This window comes from Variovorax sp. LjRoot290 (genome assembly GCF_964253985.1).
In the GTDB taxonomy this organism is placed as follows: domain Bacteria; phylum Pseudomonadota; class Gammaproteobacteria; order Burkholderiales; family Burkholderiaceae_C; genus Variovorax.
The window spans coordinates 416,407-432,688 of record NZ_CAXURW020000003.1 but is presented as its reverse complement, the minus strand read 5'-3'; the positions used below and the strand labels follow the sequence as shown (position 1 = coordinate 432,688).

Sequence of the window (16,282 nt, the reverse complement as noted above, 5' to 3'; positions counted from 1 at the left end):
ACCCCGCGCCGCCACTGCAAGCCGGCATTCAACCAACTCCCGACGCCCTGACTTCCCATGACCATCTCCAACGCGATCATTTACCGAGTCACCATCGATCCCGCCCTCCACACCGCCGCGTTGATCGACGAGGCCCTGCAGAAACTTCCCTTCGTCGAGTGCAGCCCGACCCAGGAACAGTCGTCCGGCTGGACGCCGCCGCGCGGCGAGGTCCATGGTCCGATGCTTGAGTCTGTGGGCGGCCAGTGGATCGCCAAACTCGTGACCGAGACAAGGTCGGTACCGGCGGCCGCCGTGAAGCGCGCAGTCGACCAGCGCGTCAAGCAGATCGAGGAGACAACCGGCCGCAAGCCTGGACGCAAGGAGAAGAAGGAGCTGAAGGAGGACGTGGTGCACGAGCTGCTGCCGCTCGCCTTCCCAAAGCAGGGCGCTATCACCGTCTGGATCGACCCGACAAAGGGGCTGATGTTGCTCGACACCGCAAGCATGAGCCGCTCTGACAGCGTGGTCACCGCACTGGTGAAGGCTGTGGAAGGGCTGGCGTTCACGGTCCTCAACACGGCGACGACTCCTTCCAGCGCCATGGCCACCTGGCTCACCGCCCAGGAGCCGCCGCAGGGCTTCACCGTCGATCGCGAGGTCGAGCTGCGCTCGACCGATGAATCCAAGGCCGTGGTGCGGTACGCCAAGCACCCGCTGGACATCGACGAGGTGCGCCAGCACGTCCAGGACGGGAAGATGCCCACACGTCTCGCCTTGACCTGGAATGACCGCGTATCGATACAACTTACCGAAGGCTTCGCCATCCGCAAGATCAAGTTCTTGGAGGGCGTGAACGAGAAAACCGGTCCCAAGGAAGACGATTTCGACGCAGACGTGGCCATCGCCACCGGCGAGCTTTCGGGCCTGATCGCCGACCTGGTCGACGCGCTCGGCGGCGAGATGGCCCTTGGCCAGCCCAAAGCGGCGGCGGACGCGTCGGAGCAGGGCGCTGGCGCGGCCGGCAACGACGACCTCTACGAGAAAGCTGTGCTGGTCGTCCGGGCGCAGAACCGCGCCAGCGTCTCCCTAATCCAGCGCAACCTCAAGCTCGGCTACAAGCAGGCGGCCCGGCTGCTGGAGGAACTCGAGTCTCGCCAGGTTGTTTCCCCGATGGCCGGCGACGGCTCCCGCAAGGTTCTCAAGGAGGCCTAACCCATGGCGAGGCCCCTCATCCTCATGCCCTGCTCGGGCACGAAGCTCGACCATCCCGCTCCGGCCCTCGATTTCTACCAGGGCGTGATGTGGCAGTCGTTGCGCGCCAACGCGGACCCGAACAGGATGCCGCACATTGTCGTCCTCTCGGCCCTCTATGGATTCGTGGAGGGTTCAGCCGTCATCGAGCCCTACGACAGAAAGTTGACGGAGGCCCGCGCGCGGGAGCTGTACTGCGACCTGGATCAGTTCGTGAAGGGGGTTCCCTGGCCGAAGGACGCGACAAGGATCCTGATCGCAGGAGGTGGCCACTATCGCCACATGATGCGGGCGATGGTCGGAGCGCTGATCCACAACGGCAAGCTGGCTCGACATCTCCAGATCTCCGAGGTGTCGGGTGGGATCGGGACGCAGCGCTCCCAGCTCGGCCAGTTCGCGCGCGACCCGTCTTCGTTGCCGAGTCCCTACGCCGGCTATCACCAGAACGGCACCCCCTGTCTGAGGGAAGCATGGGGCCTTCGAGTTGGCGACCGTGTCCGCACGACCGGAAGGTATGTGGGTAAGGCAGGGCCCAAATTCGCGCGCATCGAAGAACTCTTCGTCGGGCCGGGGGGGCCGACGGTCAGCGTCGAGTTCGAGGACGACCGGCCGCCACTTGCGAACGGAAAGCAGCGGCCGGCGCAGGCCTACCGCGCCGCGTGGATCGGTGTCGAAAATCTCGAGCGAGCTGGATGCGTGCAATCGGCGGTGGCCGAGTCCGAGCACTATCTCGATCCCGATGAGATCTGGCAGCCCAACCCCGGGCTCAGACAAATGACGGGCGGTGGTGACGCGCCGCTGGATCTTCTGATGGAGGAGGAGGGCGAGAGCGAATCGTTGGCGCCGAGGAGCTGACCAGTCCGGCAAGGACGCCCAGAAGCCGTTTGAAAACACGATCGCGCCCCTCGCGTGCGGCGTAAGTGCTACGTTCAACACAACCTCGACGAGCACTTGGTGCGCGGGCGCTTGCCGCAATGCAGCGTCGCGCGCAGAATCCGCCCTCAGCAATGGCAATTGCGGCCGCAAGGCCAATCGAAAAAAGGGCGCGAGCGCTGAGATGCAGAAAGGCACCAGCGACTCGCCCACCCGCCGCGAGACGAGGCGCTTGCAGCACCAGGAGGACAGGCGATGGATCTGACAGCCATTCGCGTCGAGCTGGCCTCGGCTCTGGTCGTCGCGATCGTGTCCGGGGTCAGCTTCATCGCTAAGCAAATCTACGATTGGATCAAAGCGCTGGCTGCAGAGCGACGGGCGAGAGAAGCCCGGCTCTTGACCCTTCTTTCCCTGTTGCTGGTCGGCAGATCTGTTTTCAAGGTCCAGGCGGACGTTCGCAATCGGCTGCACCAGTCCATCGAGTTGCGTGACCCGAATCTCGCCGGCAGCCAGGAAGGCTATGAGGCAGTGTTCACACGCGCCTTCAACTCGCTCTCTGACGACGAACGCGACCTGCACGCCGTCATTCGCGGCTACACGGTTCAGGGCTTGAAGCCGATCAACGAGGCGGTGCTTGCATGGCTGCGCGAGGACACCGATTTCAAGATTACCAGTGCCAAGGATCCAATGCTGCAGAAGCTCGGCGAGCAATTGCGCGCCCTGGAGGCTCATCTACACCTTTGGCTCGCCAAGTTTGCGGTCTGGTCCAGCGAACCCCAACACGCCCTGGTCTATCTGGACGACGAAGTGAAGCACGGCGTGCCGTTCCCTTCGGGCATCGAAGTCACCGTGCTGGCGGTTGCTCGCTCGATCGGCCGGCGCCACGCGTAGACCAGCACCCGGCTCGGTCGAAAACCGGCCGCACAACCTTGCGCACTCGGCGTCTGTGCCGATATTCTTGTGCGAAAGAATCAAGATTCGCCGTGTGCCGCGGCGCGCACATGGCCTCCACCCCGACCTTCCTGACACGTCTCAAGCTTGCCGATCCCGACCTGGCGCTCCTTTGCGTGCCGGCCGCGTACATCGACTGTAGGAACTCGATCACCGATCTCGACGAGGCTGATCACACAGGCAAGACGTCTCATCTGCTGAGTCTCGTGGTCACGGACCGCCTCAAGGCGGTCAACAAGGACAAGTCGTCGGTGAGCTGGGGCGGCAGGGTCATCACCTCGATGGCGGAGCTGCAGGAGAAGCAGTACCCGTTTTGGAAGACCATCGGTCGTGTTCAGATTGAGGTTGCCGACGAGACCGGGCGCATCGCCTACCTAAACTCCTTCGCACCCTGGGGCTGGCGCTCGACCGAAGTGGGGTCGAAGGTCCACTTCCTGGGCACCGTGAAGCGATTCGGCGACAACCTCTACGTCGAGCCCGGCGCGGAGCAGCCGCACAGCGGCGCGATCGGCGGCATCTGGGCGCGATACCTGGGCATGCCAGGTCGAGTGACGGGCGAGGCGGTCACCGGCGCCGTGCACGCGGTCGTCAGCAAGGAGGCGGCATACCTGAAGTGCGAGCGGCACATCGTCTCCGCGATGCAACTAGACGAAGCGGGCGTGCTCGCCTGCGTGCAGTACGACCAGGCCGATCTGCCGGACGGCGTCCCGACTTTCGCGAACCTGCGGGAGCTGCTCCTTGCCTTGCATCGACCTGCGTCAGTCGAAGCAGGTGAGCGTGCCCTGCAGCTCGCGCAGCGCATCGACGCGGCTTCGATTCGGACGGCGGCCCGCACCCAGAGCAAGCGCCAGCCTCATCGAGACGCGCCCCTCATCGTTCCTGACCAGCAGGTGCTCGACCTGGCTGCCAAGCAGTCCGAGACCCTGACCGACGATCAGCGCGCGGCAATCCTGGGAATCGCCAGCGCGCTGCGTTCTCCGGTTCCCATGAACGGACTGATCCCTGGCGATGTGGGCACAGGAAAGACGCTCACGTTCCTTCTGCCGGCGGTCGTGGCCCACCAAAACGGCGCGAGCGTGGCGATCATGGCGCCCACCATCATCCTGGCCAACCAGATCGCCAAACAGATCACTCGCCGTTTCGCCGGCGAGATCCGCGGCGTCGAGCGCGTGGAGGCCGGCAAGAAGATCCGGAACAAGGATCACATCCTGGTCGGCACGAGTGGCCTGACGAGCGCATGCGCCAAGGCGGGCATCGTGCCCAACGTCCTGGTGATGGACGAGCAGCACAAGCTCTCGGTGCAGACGCGCGGCGCGCTGGTTGGTCCGGCCACCCATGTCATCGAGGCGACGGCGACACCGATTCCGCGATCCCTCGCGACGGTTTTCTTCGACGGTATGCAGGTGTTCACGCTGCGCCAGGCGCCGGTGGAGCGCTCGATCACGAGCCACATCGTCGATGTTGGCAGTCGCGGCGTCGTGACCCGGTCGATTCGCGACACGATCGCGGCGGGCCGGCGCGTGCTGGTGATCTATCCGCGGGTCGACAGCGTCGAGGTCACGAAGAAGGCCAAGGCCTCGAAGGAGGGCGCGCAGCTCGACTTGGGAGCGGTCACGGAAGACACGACTCGCACGGCGCAGGGCGTCGTCGCCGCGGCGGAGACGTTCGAGCAAGCGTTCCCTGGAAAGGTCGTGGCACTCCATGGTCTGCTTTCCGACGACGAGAAGGAGAGCGCGATCCAGCAGATCCACAGCCTCGAGAAGCCACTCGCGGTGGCATCCGTGGTGGTGGAGACCGGCATCGACATTCCGGACATCGGCCTGGTCGTCATCCGGGATGCCGATCGGCTGGGTCTGTCGCAGCTTCATCAGCTGCGTGGGCGCCTGGTGCGCAACGGCGGCGCTGCCGACTTCTTCATGATGGTCGAGTCGATCGAGGCGCTGGAAGACCCGGCCCTCGAGCGGCTGATGGCCTGCAAGCTCACCACGAATGGTTTCCGCCTGGCCGAGATCGACATGAAGCAGCGGGGCTTCGGTTCGTACGTGGATGACAGCCAGACCGGCTCCTCACAAGGCGTGTTCCGGCTCACCAAGATTGCGCCAGTGGACTTCCTTGGCATCGCGACCGCGACGGCTGCCGCCGTCGAGCCAGGGGCCGCCGACGTGGAGGATGCCAACGAGGCAGACGTGTTGATGCGACGCGTGCGCAAGGAAGTTGAGAAGCTGCGCCAGGCCGTGGCGGCCGGCGAGCGCACGGTCACGGCGGCCACTCCATTGGCACCTTCCAAACTGCCCGCGCCTCCCGGATCGTTCAAGCCGCGATCGCCGGCCGCGGCACCAGCGTCAGCACCTGTGGCAGGTCCTGCTCGCCATCCACAAGCTGGGGCACCGAGCCAGCAGTTGGGCTTCCGCGTGTTGCCGGCACGGCCTGTTGTCCGTCCGCCGGCCAACGTGCCGCCAGTTGTCGCTCGGTTCCCTGCGGCGGTGGCTCGCACACCAGCCACCCCGCCACCGCTTCCGCCCGGTGCGATCGAGCGCATGCAGGCAGGCTTTGACTTTTCCTCGGCTGAGCCTCGGCCAGCGCCTGCAGCCAAGCTCGATCCTGCGGCTGTGCCGGGCTTCCCTCCTCGAAGATCGTTCCCACCACGCGGATAGAACACCCCGGCCCGCTGAGGCGGGTTCAATCCAACACTGCCTTTCATGCACAACCTCTTCTACAGCTCCTGCCCCATGGTGCGCCGCTCCAGTGAGACCTTCGTGGAGTGGTCCACCATCGGCGGCGAGCGCCGTCGCTTCGAGTTCGAACGCGAGATCCTTTGGCTGCAGGAGTCGGAAGCCGTCCTTCGATTCGTTCATGGCGGCGAAGAGTTGATGCATGAGTCGACCCACAACGACTACTACGGCTACCTCACCGCGGCCGAGGGACTCGACGACGATGCCCGGCACGCAGCCGCGGCGTACAGCGTGACCGCAGAGAGCTCGCTCGAGATCGAGATCCTTTCCCGCGTGTACCAGCGTCCCGTGGTCGAGACCGAGGAGGCCCGGAAGCACAACCTCACGAAGCCCCAGAGCCACAAGTGCCAATGGGCGGACGTTCCTGATGAGTGGCGCCGAGAGGAGAAGGTAGACGGCGAAACGCTGTTCCCGCGGCTCGCGCGCGTCGAGCTCGGCGAGGAGGTGGTCTGGTCGAGCAAACTCTCGCAGGAAAAAAACGCCGCCCGGCTCGCAGCGTTCAAAGCACGGTGGCCCGCAACGCAGGCGGCCCAAGACTCTGCGGTGCTCGAGGTGACGGTCTGATTGCGCAAGGACTGCCGATCTCTCGCGCGCAACCACAAAAGCGCAGGATCGCGACACTTAATTCATCCGGCGCGATCTGAGCCCCGCTGGATATCTTGAATCGGCACAACGACCGATTCGAGATGAACGAAACAGCCAAGCAGCCAGCGCCGACCACTTCGCCGATTGAGGAACGCTTCGCCGCGATCGGGGAGTTTCATCCGCTGGCCGCCGAGGCCATGCGAGTGATTGACGGCCTGATGGATTCGGGGTCACCTGCGGTGATGGGGTGGAGCTCAGGAAAGGACTCCTCCGTGCTGGTGAGCCTGGTGCTGACCGTCGCAGTCGCGCGAAGGAAAGCTGGCCTGCCAGTCCCGCCCATGCTGGTCGTTCACACCGACACCGGTGTCGAATCTCCGGCCGTGAGGCTGCTGGCCGACGGTGAGCTCGCGAAGATGGCTGACTTTGCACGCGCCAACGACTTGCCGCTGCAGATCCGCGTCGGCAAGCCGAGCCTCTACACGTCGTGGCCTGTTCGAGTGATCGGCGGGCGCGCGCTGCCTTCCTTCCCGACCGGAGCGGCAGACTGCTCGAAGGATTGGAAGGTCGACACTGGCAATCGGCTGATGGACGAGGTGTTTGCGGACCTACGCAAGGATCGAACGGCCGCCCAACCAGTGGTGATGACCGGCGTGCGCCTGGACGAATCTGCGACCCGCGAAGCGAATATCCGCGCGCGCGGCGAGAGCGCTTCCGAGATCTGGACGAACGCGAAGGGACGCCTCGGCCTGAGCCCGATCATTCACTGGTCTGCCGACGATGTGTTCGAGTACCTTGGCTACGCGTCCGCCGGCATGATCGAAACGTACTCGGATTTCTCGGAGACGCTGCAGTTCTATCGGGACGCCGGCGGCTCGAGCTGCGCGGTCGTGGGCGACATGCGCATGACGGAGGCGGCCGCAAAGCAGAAAAGTGGATGCGGTGCCCGGTCGGGCTGCTGGACGTGCGTAAGAGTCGGAAAGGACCAGAGCGCGGAAGCGATGATCGAAGCCGACCCCGATCGTTACGGCTTTATGCGACCCCTCAACCTTCTCAGGAACTTCATTTCGAACACGCAGTACGACTGGGATTCCCGGAACTACCTCGGCAGGACCATTGACGCAGATGGCAACGTGGCGGTCGGCGCCGACGTTTACAGCCCGACGATGCTCGACCGCCTGCTACGTTATACGCTCACCGCGCAGGTAAGGGAACAGGCAGCCGCGCGCCAGCTCGGGATTCCGCCGCGCTTCACGATCATGGGGTTTCGCGAGCTCGTCGCTATCGATGCCCAGTGGAGCATGTACGGCATTCACAAGCCGTTCCACGCGCTCAAGATCTTCTTCGAGGTCATGGACGGCAAGCTCAGCGATCCGCCGATCACTGGCCCGATGCCGCGCACCCCGGTCCCCAAGTATGGAAAGGTCCATGTGGGCCGCGCCTGGGAGGACGACCGGCGCACGGGCGATCCTAAGCGCGATCGCATGCTGTCCGGCGGCATTCGCTCGCACGCGCATGAGATGTTCCACGAGTCCTGCGGTTTCGAGACGAAGCAGCTTTCCAGCGGCGAGTTCACGACTGCCTGGGACACCGAGGATTCGTTCGACGTCGACGAGGAGGGCGCTGCCGACTTTGTCGTGCTGATGGGCGAAGAGTACATCGATCGGTACCACAACGACGAGACGGATCGCACGCAGGCCATGAGCACCTATCTGAGCATGGGCATCGTGGCGCCGGCGCACGCTAGCATTGGTCGCTGGCACGCGATCGCCCAACGTACGCAGTGGATGCAGCGCCAGGGCCTGGTCGGCGAGGTGCAGCGCGAGCGGCTGCTGGAGATCCTCGAGGATCAGCGGAGCCATGGAATGGGGCAATCTGTTCCCGCATCGGCTCAGGTTGCACTCTTCGACGAGGGTGAGCTGGTGCAGCTGGACGACGGGACGGAATACGCCTACGAGGAAGAGGATGAGGGGGATCGCGCGCCTGCGCCGATGGGCTGAGGGCCGCGCTGGGCGATCTGCCGTACCTGGGGCAACAGGTCAGAACCTGCGACCTGTGAAGCAATCGAGCAGCCAACGTGGTGGGTAGTCGGTAAGCAGTGCGACCAGATGCGCGCCGCGATCTGCCGCCGGGCTAGACGGCATGTAGCGCTGGAGATCAGCAGGGCTCAGACTCGCATAGAAGCGCACTCGTAGCCGGATCTTCCTTTCTGCTCGAAGCGTGGCTCGCCCCCCTTCGGATAAAGACGCGCAGTGGGTGATCGTCCGAGCGTCAACCAGCGTCGCGGGAAAATCGGTCGCAATCGCCTGCATGCTCTTCACTGCTCGTCTGGCGAGTACTCGCAATAGCTGTCGACGCTTTTCAACTTGCTTCTGGATTCGGATCGTGACCGAGTAAGTTACGACTGCGGCGACCACAACGGACACAAGCTGTACCAGCGCCAATGGATCAGGTACTTCGAGGTACCAATCTGATTTCGGTGGCACGCGGCTCATGTAGAGCTTGCGGCACATCTCGATCACGGAGACCAGGAGGAGGGTGAGCCAAACGCCGATGGTCGTGGAGTAGATCAAGGCGACAGCTTTTCTGTGGTCGACCTTCCATCGCACGCCGAAGGCGCGAAGGGTGAGCCACGCACGCGGGCGGTGAGCGAAGGCGCCATCTGGAAGGCCAATGATCCGCTCGATAGCGGCCGCTCGCCCGACGAGCTCGTCGTAGAGCTGATCGTTTCGGCTGTTGTAGGTAGCCAAGCCAACCGTCGCGAGCAGTCCGAAAGACGCAAGCACGATGTTGACCGGCCCTGATTGAGAGCTTCCGAAAGCTGCTGTAGCACCCGCAGAAAGCGGCAATAGCATCAGAAGCCTGAAGCGAATGTCAGTCAATGCGCGAAAGTTTGCGGAGGCCTCTCCATATTCCTTGAGTAGTGCTTCGCGACGCAGGTCCGGGCTCGTGGTGGCACTGGTTGGGGTCGCCGCGTCTTTCGGGCGTCGCAGGAGTCTCGCGAGCGGAGCCAGAAACTGCTTCATCGGGATAGTTTGGGCATTTTCTGGCTCATTGCAAGTCGTGAGATACCTCCTTGAGGGGAGCCGTCGCGCGCCTACGGACTGCCATCCTGTGCATTTTTCATGGTATCGACCTTACGAACTGAGCGTCGATGCTGTACCTTGCTCGGAGAAGACGAATCAGACCAAGCTGAAATGACCGCTGCCACCAAGTACAGAACGCGCAAACTCTTCCAGGTCCGCATACACCGCCCCGACCACACCTTTGGCGTGCAAGTCGGCCACAAGTGCCGCCTGCTGCCTCGGACTCCCGCGGCTCGCGTGGCCCGCCGTTTGCGTGAGGCTGGTCTCACCGTAACGATCGATCCCATCGTCATCAAGCTCACCCGCGAGCAAGCCTCCTACCTAGCCAATCGCTACCCGCTTTCGATGTGAGCGCGGCGATGGCAGAGCAATCTACGCAGCAGCGTCTGCACCAATGGTTCACGCCAGCTTGGGCAGCGGAAGGCATCGTCGAGGAAGCCTTCGGGTGGCTCCAGCCCGGCCACCGCGTTGTCGAGCCTTCCTGCGGCGACGGTGCGTTCCTCTGTGCACTGCCGGGCTCGCTGGATGTCGTCGGTATCGAGATCGATCCCATCCAGGCCGAGCGCGCGCGCCGCGCGTCCGGGCGCCAGGTGATCATTGGTGACTTCCTTGAGGTGCCCGCCCAGGACCTTGGCCGTGTGCAGGCGATCATCGGCAACCCGCCTTTCCAATCCGATACGGTCGCCGCGTTCCTGCGCAAATCGCACGAGATCCTCGAGGACGGCGGCCAGGCCGGCTTTATCCTGCCCGCCTACATCATGCAAACGAGCAGGCGCGTGGAGCATCTCCACACGTTGTTCAGCATCAAGCAGTCCTTGATTCCGCGCAACTTGTTCCCGGGCCTGTCCTTGCCGTTGTGCTTCGCTACCTTCACCAAGGAGCGCGAGCGCCGGCTGTTTGGCTTCATGCTGTACCGCGAGGCGCAGGAAATCGCCGCGATCGACAAGCGCTGGAAGCAGGCGGTGGCCACGGGTCGCGACAGCCGGGGCGTCTGGTTCCCTGTGGTGCGCGAGATTCTTCGCGCGCTCGGCGGATCGGCGGAGCTCGACCAGATCTACGATTCGATCCAGTCGATGCGGCCGACCTCGAATCCTCACTGGCGCGCCAAAGTGCGCCAGGTGCTCCAGCGTCACGCAGGCGCGTTCGAGCGCACCGCTCCAGGGCAGTATCAACTTCGGGAAGCTGTCGCCGCCTGAGCCGCGACGGAACGAACACCATGAGCAGAAAACAACCATCTCAGAAGAAGCTTCAGATCGAGGTCGACTCGTTCAACGCCAAGGTGCCCCTCGGCGGAGCCGTCGACTACTTCAGCTACGAGGGTGCGCCGCTCGAGCGATTCAAGACCCGCACCGAAGCGCAGATCCTGAGCGGCCATACGGCTGTGGTCTGGCTTGAGGGCAAGGCGGGTTGCGTCTGCGTGAGTCATTGCCTCCCGGTCGTTGGCGAAGCCGCTAATGGGGCGGCTCAATGAGGCTGTTCGCGGGTTCCTTCGCCCCCTCGCGGCACCAACCGAAACACCCGACAATCCCGGTGATGGAACAGCAGCCTTCGAACGATCCAACAGCCGGCGGTGGCGACTGGCGCGCGGCTGCCCAGGCGGCCATCGCCTTTCTGCAGGACAAAGGCGTGCCGGCGAACGTGGCCTCCGCGTTGCGCTCGTTGGCGGGCGCCCTGGCCGCGCCGGGGGAGATCCCAGACGAGGCCTGGCCAGCGCTCACGGAAAAGGCCCAGGTGCACGGCACTGTGTTCGAGCCAGGCACGTCGACGAAGGCCGTGGTCGAGGAAGCCGTGCGCTACTACCTATTCGAGCAGCAGCCGCCCCGCGTCGCGAGCCGGGCCAAAGTGCTGGATAGGTTCGGCGCGCAGGTTGGAGCGTTGGTGAACAGCAAGGCGGAAGCCAACGATTGAAGACCCGTCGGCCGCCGCATTGCGTGCTCAGTGACCTACGCCGATCTTCATCAGGCCATCGCCGACCGAGAAGCCGGCTGGCAGGTCCTTTGAGACAGCCCTGACAGCCTCGTTCAAGGCGCCTCCAAGCTGTTTGCGAGCGCCTTGATCGCGAACATTGTTGATCGCCTGGTTGACCACCACCAGCGTCCTAATGTCCTCGATCGCACGGCGCCAGGGATCCGGATCGGGATCTGGAGGAGGCCATTTGAGGATCTCCACGTAGATCGGAATGCAAATGGTCTTCTTCCCGTCGGGGTACGTGAACTTCAGCCCGTCACACATCGTAGTTCTCCTTCTGTGCCCGTGCATCTTCGAAAGTTCGGCTGGGGCTGCACGTCGAATCCAGTCGGACGATTGGCGAGTGTGCGCGGCGGCAAGCCGTGCATCTGTGCTCCCGTTGTCGAATTTCCTTCAATCGGTGAACTCAGTCATCCCTCTCTCTAGGGATGCGGCACCTGATACGTCCGCGTGCGGCCGAAAGGAGTTGAAGTTCGTGCCCCAAGCCCCAACAACCTAGCGGAGGTCGCGTTCGCCCCTGTATCGTTGTGCGAACTGGATCTCCGCGATGACCTATCTCAACAAACGTAATTCTTTCGGTTTCGCAGCAAGGCTTGCGGGCGCTGTGCTCGTGGCCTTGGCGTCTCACGCGGCCTGCGCCTGGAACCTCGGCGCCGTGGCCGAGCATGCCGTCACCGGCGCTGTCGCAAAGCACGCCAAAAGCGCGTTCACCGACAACGCAGCCGCCCCGGTTGCGCTGCCCGGCGGCCGCAACTTTAGTTCGTGCGCCAGCCTCTTCCCGCGGCAGGTCCCGCTGAATGTCGCCTCGGTCAATGCGGAGTGGAGGCCGGTCGCCCTCTGCTCGACCCATTTCGCCGTGCTGTATTCCGGCCTCAGCAAGACGCCGCTGGTTGTCGTCGAACGGCTGAGCCGCTCACAGATCGATGACGCAAAGGACGAACAGCGCACCGAGCAGTTCTTTCCTGATCCGCGGCTTCCCGCCGGCGCTCGGGCCGAGCTGTCCGACTACGTGGGCTCCGGCCTAGACCGGGGGCACATGGCGCCAGCGGGCGATCAACCGGATCGGCAGTCCATGGCGCAGTCGTTCGCCTTGTCGAACATGATCCCCCAGGACCCAAACAACAATCGGAAGATCTGGTCGAAGGTGGAGAAGGACGTGCGGAAGTTCGCGCGCCGCGCGCAGGGCGCCGTCTATGTCTTCTCGGGACCGATGTTCAACGGAGCTCGCCGCACGATCGGCGCGAACCGGGTGTGGGTGCCTTCGGCAATGTTCAAGCTGGTCTATGACGAGGCCTCGGGCCGCTCGTGGGCGTACATCCTGCCGAACACGGCCGACGCGCGAATCGAGGCTCCGATGGACTACGAGTCGTTCTTGAAGGCCACGGGCTGGAACCTCCTGAGCGCGGTGCAGGCACGTGGGGCGAACTTCTGATGGCACACACCTGTCATTGGCCCGGCTGCCAAAAGCATGCGGCGCCAAAGATCTGGGGTTGCTGAAGCGCGATGGGATACCCGCACATTGTCAAGAAGTGCGCCGACTGCTGTCAGGTGAAGCCCGTAGTCGAGTTCTATGCCTCCAGAGGTCGGCCCGGCGGCGGCAGAGACGGCTTCTGCAAGGAGTGCCGTCGTGTCCGCGATCGATTGCGGCAAGCCAATCGCAACAAGCAGGTCGCCGCCAACCTCGCGAAGGACCCACTCCACTACAGGCGCAAGAAGCTGGTAAGGATGTACGGCATCACGGTGGAGGATTTCGATGCCATGCTGGCCCGACAGGGCGGTGTCTGCGCCATCTGCCGACAGCCCGAGAGCAGGGTGCTCTACGGCCAACTGGCCGCACTGGTCGTAGATCACAACCACCAGACGGGAAAGGTGCGCGACCTCCTCTGTCACCGCTGCAATACTGCGCTCGGCGCCGTTGAAGACGCCGAGTTCCTCGCCAAGGCGCTTGCTTATCTGGAGTTTCATGCATGACAAACAACGCTGCCTACGTCCTATCGCAGGGGCGAGCGCGGCCCCATGAGCGGGGGTTGACGTCATGACCTCCGAAATCGAACCCGGGCGCTGCTGCTTTGGTGTGTCTCCATGAACGCGCGGGCGAGGGAACGGCGGGGTGGGGGCCCTGTTTCTAGTTCAATGCCAGGCTCGGGGTGCCAACCTCGGGCAGGCAGTTCCAGTTGCTACCGCTGGATCATGGCTTTGGCGAGCTTGCATCTGATGTAGCCGGCTAGATCGACTTGCATGACATAGGCGTCAATGCTCAGGCCTGCAAGCCGATCCTCGTCGACAAAGACACGTTGCTTGTTGTGCTCGAACACCACAACCTCGCGCGCGTAGATCGCCAGTTCCGGCAGCGAGGCGACCGCACGCGAGAGCTTCTCAGCCTCGGCATTCTGGGGATAGTCCTCCCACCGATCTGGCGCAAGGATGGCGTTGATCGCAGTTTGGGCCTTCTTGAGGTCCATGCGCAGCTCGTACACCGCATACAGGGGTCGCGCCCGTAACGCGCTGCGCATCTGAACGGCGCGTGGACGGGTGTCCTTCTCCGACATGAGGCGAGCCGCGGCGGCGCGCTCGGCCTTTAGGTAGCGCTCTTCTTCCGGCGGGATGTTGGGCAGCACCTTGTCAGCCTCATCAAGCTGTGAGGCAACTTCCACAATCGACGGATCGTCGTGGTGCTGGCACAGCGTTTTGGCAGCCTGAAGTTGCTCCGGCGTCGCAGCAATAGCCGAGCAAGCGAGCAACGCGCAGCAAGTGAACACGGCAGTTTTCATGGTCTCCTCGTCTCGTTTGCCCCCCGACTGTGCCACTGTTGTCGGACGAGGCGGTTCTGTCTATCCAGTGGGCGGATCGTTCGGATCGGAGAGGCGGAGGCCCCGGCCGGCGGCGGCGGTGCCTGTTATTGTCACTCTCCCTTCGCATGGGCGAGCCTGGCCGATACAGTTCAGAGACGTTCCGCAATTGCCTGGCAGGGGCCACGGTGCCTCCGATCTGAGGCGGGCAGGGCAGAATGCCGCCACAGCCGGTAACGGCCAAGACCGGAAGTTCGTCACGACCCTCCAGTTTGAAGCAACTGCTGTTCGCGGGTTCTCGTTCACCGCAAAGGAGCACTCCATGTTCGGTTTGACACCACTCGGCACCGTCCACACCGCCATCAGCCTGGTCGCGCTTGCGGCCGGCGTCATAGCGCTCTTCCGCTATCGCGAGATTCCTCCAAGTGCAGCGCTCGGCCAGACCTACATCTGGGCCACCGTACTCACCTGCCTCACCGGCTTCGGCATCTTCCAGCACGGCGGCTTTGGCGCGCCGCACGCGCTCGGCATCATCACGCTGATCGTGCTCGCCATCGCCGCGGTGGCCGGTCGCACGCAGGTCTTCGGTCGGGCGTCGCGCTACGTCGAGACCCTGGCCTACTCGACCACGCTGTTCTTCCATATGATCCCGGGCCTCACCGAGACCTTCACGCGCCTGCCCACCGGCGCGCCGCTCTTCAGCAGCCCGGAAGACCCGGCCCTGCAGAAGGCGGTGGGCGTATGCTTCTTGCTGCTGGTCATCGGCTGCGTACTGCAGGTCCGGCGGCTTCGCGCGGGCCATCCAGTCTGGAATGCCAGAAGGAGCCACCAATGAGCGTACCCACCATCGTCGCCGGCGAGACCGGCTTGTTGCTGGTCGACCCCTACAACGACTTCCTCGGCGAGAACGGCAAGCTGCAAAGCCGCGCCAAGGCGGTGATGGATGAGGTCGGCACCATCGCCCATATGCGCGAGGCCGTGGCCGCCTGCCGCGCGGCCGGCATCACGGTGTTCTACGTGCCGCACAACCGGGCCAAGCCATCGGACTTCAGCCTCTGGGCGCACCCCACACCCTACCAGCTCGGCGGCCATCGCATCCAGCTCTTTGCCGAAGGCACCTGGGGCGCGGAATGGCATCCGGACTTCCAGCCCCGCCCCGAGGACGTGATGATCAAGGAGCACCGCGGCTCCAGCGGCTTTGCCAACACCGACCTCGACATCCAGTTGCGCCAGCACGGCGTGCGCCGGGTCGTGCTCATCGGCATGCTGGCCAACACCTGCCTGGAGACCACGGGCAAGTTCGCCGTCGAACTGGGCTACCACGTCACGCTGGTGCGCGACGCCACCGCCGCCTTCACGACGGAGGCGATGAAGGTCGCGCACGAGATCAACGGACCCACCTACGCCCACGCGATCGTCACTACGAGTGAACTGGTGGCGATGCTGTCCACTTCCGGGAGCACACCATGACCACTGCCGTCCGACCAGTTCGTTGAGGTCGAAGGCCGCCGCCTGGCCTACCGCTCGATCGGCAAGGGGAAACCCATCGTCCTTTGCACGCGCTTCCGCGGCAACATGGATGTGTGGGACCCGGCGTTTCTCGATGCGCTGGCTGCGCAGGGCTTCCGCGTCATTACGTTCGACTACAGCGGCCTTGGCCTCTCGACGGGCGAGCGCGACTACAGCCCCGTGGCCTTGGCCAAGGATGCGCGCGACCTCATCGAGGCGCTGGACCTCGAAGGCGTGGCGATCTGCGGATGGTCCCTCGGCGGCCTCGCGGCGCAAGTGGTGCTGGCCCTGTACAGCGACCGCCTGAGCCATTGCGTGCTGCTGGGCACCTCGCCGCCCGGCACCCTCGTCAAGGTGGCCGAGCAGTTGTTCTACGACACCGCCGTGATCCCCGAGAACAGCTTTGACGACGAGGTGATCCTGTTCTTCGAGCCACGCTCGCCCGCGAGCCGCGCGGCGGCCAAAGCCTCACACGACCGCATCGCGCAACGCAAGGAGGGCCGAAGCCCACCGGTCCCCTGGAAATGGGCTGCCGACACCATTGGCAATGCGCCCAAGC

At 64.1% G+C, this 16,282-nt stretch carries 17 protein-coding genes and 1 pseudogene; 15 read left to right on the top strand and 3 right to left on the bottom strand.

The genetic code is table 11. From position 1 onward, the window contains the following. Positions 1–57: 57 nt before the first annotated feature. From rdgC to ACSQ9A_RS39615, 6 genes are all read left to right on the top strand, one after another. Entirely contained in the window at positions 58–1,194 is a 1,137-nt protein-coding gene (rdgC, locus tag ACSQ9A_RS39640) for a recombination-associated protein RdgC (RefSeq protein WP_436308152.1), read from the top strand. A gap of 3 nt (positions 1,195–1,197) precedes the next feature. After that, on the top strand, positions 1,198–2,088 hold the full coding sequence (locus ACSQ9A_RS39635; protein ID WP_436308151.1) for a DUF6884 domain-containing protein: 891 nt from the start codon (positions 1,198–1,200) through the stop codon (positions 2,086–2,088). A gap of 273 nt (positions 2,089–2,361) precedes the next feature. Further along, a complete protein-coding gene (locus ACSQ9A_RS39630) occupies positions 2,362–2,997 on the top strand; it encodes a hypothetical protein (protein ID WP_436308150.1) in 636 nt (211 codons plus the stop codon). Between the two features lie 110 nt (positions 2,998–3,107). Further along, positions 3,108–5,711, top strand: a complete 2,604-nt coding sequence (locus ACSQ9A_RS39625; RefSeq protein ID WP_436308149.1) for a DEAD/DEAH box helicase — start codon at positions 3,108–3,110, stop codon at positions 5,709–5,711. A 45-nt stretch (positions 5,712–5,756) separates the two neighbouring features. Further along, entirely contained in the window at positions 5,757–6,353 is a 597-nt protein-coding gene (locus ACSQ9A_RS39620; protein WP_436308148.1) for a hypothetical protein, read from the top strand. A gap of 122 nt (positions 6,354–6,475) precedes the next feature. Further along, positions 6,476–8,371 (top strand): hypothetical protein, encoded by a 1,896-nt coding sequence (locus ACSQ9A_RS39615; RefSeq protein ID WP_436308147.1) that lies wholly within the window; start codon positions 6,476–6,478, stop codon positions 8,369–8,371. Positions 8,372–8,410: 39 nt separating this feature from the next. Here the strand turns inward: ACSQ9A_RS39615 and ACSQ9A_RS39610 are convergent, their stop codons facing one another. After that, positions 8,411–9,397 (bottom strand): hypothetical protein, encoded by a 987-nt coding sequence (locus ACSQ9A_RS39610; RefSeq protein WP_436308146.1) that lies wholly within the window; start codon positions 9,395–9,397, stop codon positions 8,411–8,413. A gap of 171 nt (positions 9,398–9,568) precedes the next feature. Between ACSQ9A_RS39610 and ACSQ9A_RS39605 the strand changes: the two genes are divergently transcribed. The 4 genes from ACSQ9A_RS39605 to ACSQ9A_RS39590 all read left to right on the top strand — a co-directional run bounded on the left by ACSQ9A_RS39605 (position 9,569) and on the right by ACSQ9A_RS39590 (position 11,365). Then, a complete protein-coding gene (locus ACSQ9A_RS39605; RefSeq protein ID WP_436308145.1) occupies positions 9,569–9,808 on the top strand; it encodes a hypothetical protein in 240 nt (79 codons plus the stop codon). A gap of 8 nt (positions 9,809–9,816) precedes the next feature. Further along, the gene (locus tag ACSQ9A_RS39600; RefSeq protein ID WP_436308144.1) at positions 9,817–10,653 is read left to right on the top strand and encodes an N-6 DNA methylase; all 837 of its coding nucleotides are present in this window, start codon (positions 9,817–9,819) and stop codon (positions 10,651–10,653) included. A 20-nt stretch (positions 10,654–10,673) separates the two neighbouring features. Further along, positions 10,674–10,928 carry a hypothetical protein gene (locus ACSQ9A_RS39595; protein ID WP_436308143.1) on the top strand — a complete coding sequence of 85 codons (255 nt, stop codon included), beginning with the start codon at positions 10,674–10,676 and terminating at the stop codon, positions 10,926–10,928. A 62-nt stretch (positions 10,929–10,990) separates the two neighbouring features. Further along, positions 10,991–11,365: a hypothetical protein gene (locus ACSQ9A_RS39590; RefSeq protein ID WP_436308142.1), complete on the top strand. Its 375-nt coding sequence runs from the start codon at positions 10,991–10,993 to the stop codon at positions 11,363–11,365. Between the two features lie 27 nt (positions 11,366–11,392). Here ACSQ9A_RS39590 and ACSQ9A_RS39585 read toward each other — a convergent pair whose 3' ends face one another. Then, on the bottom strand, positions 11,393–11,689 hold the full coding sequence (locus tag ACSQ9A_RS39585) for a hypothetical protein (RefSeq protein ID WP_436308141.1): 297 nt from the start codon (positions 11,687–11,689) through the stop codon (positions 11,393–11,395). Positions 11,690–11,972: 283 nt separating this feature from the next. Here ACSQ9A_RS39585 and ACSQ9A_RS39580 point away from each other — a divergent pair, with 283 nt between their 5' ends. Next, positions 11,973–12,857 (top strand): DNA/RNA non-specific endonuclease, encoded by an 885-nt coding sequence (locus ACSQ9A_RS39580; protein WP_436308140.1) that lies wholly within the window; start codon positions 11,973–11,975, stop codon positions 12,855–12,857. Positions 12,858–12,928: 71 nt separating this feature from the next. After that, a complete protein-coding gene (locus tag ACSQ9A_RS39575; RefSeq protein WP_436308139.1) occupies positions 12,929–13,396 on the top strand; it encodes an endonuclease VII domain-containing protein in 468 nt (155 codons plus the stop codon). Positions 13,397–13,602: 206 nt separating this feature from the next. On the opposite strand, the gene ACSQ9A_RS39570 is transcribed toward ACSQ9A_RS39575, so the two are convergent. Next, on the bottom strand, positions 13,603–14,196 hold the full coding sequence (locus ACSQ9A_RS39570) for a hypothetical protein (RefSeq protein WP_436308138.1): 594 nt from the start codon (positions 14,194–14,196) through the stop codon (positions 13,603–13,605). 340 nt (positions 14,197–14,536) lie between these two features. On the opposite strand from ACSQ9A_RS39570, the gene ACSQ9A_RS39565 reads away from it, so the two are divergent. From ACSQ9A_RS39565 to ACSQ9A_RS39555, 3 genes and pseudogenes are all read left to right on the top strand, one after another. After that, the gene (locus tag ACSQ9A_RS39565) at positions 14,537–15,049 is read left to right on the top strand and encodes a hypothetical protein (RefSeq protein ID WP_436308137.1); all 513 of its coding nucleotides are present in this window, start codon (positions 14,537–14,539) and stop codon (positions 15,047–15,049) included. Continuing rightward, positions 15,046–15,684 (top strand): isochorismatase family cysteine hydrolase, encoded by a 639-nt coding sequence (locus ACSQ9A_RS39560; protein WP_436308136.1) that lies wholly within the window; start codon positions 15,046–15,048, stop codon positions 15,682–15,684. The genes ACSQ9A_RS39565 and ACSQ9A_RS39560 overlap by 4 nt, the downstream gene beginning before the upstream one ends. A gap of 3 nt (positions 15,685–15,687) precedes the next feature. Next, positions 15,688–16,266: pseudogene (locus ACSQ9A_RS39555) on the top strand (alpha/beta fold hydrolase); the annotation flags it as partial. Positions 16,267–16,282: the final 16 nt, after the last annotated feature.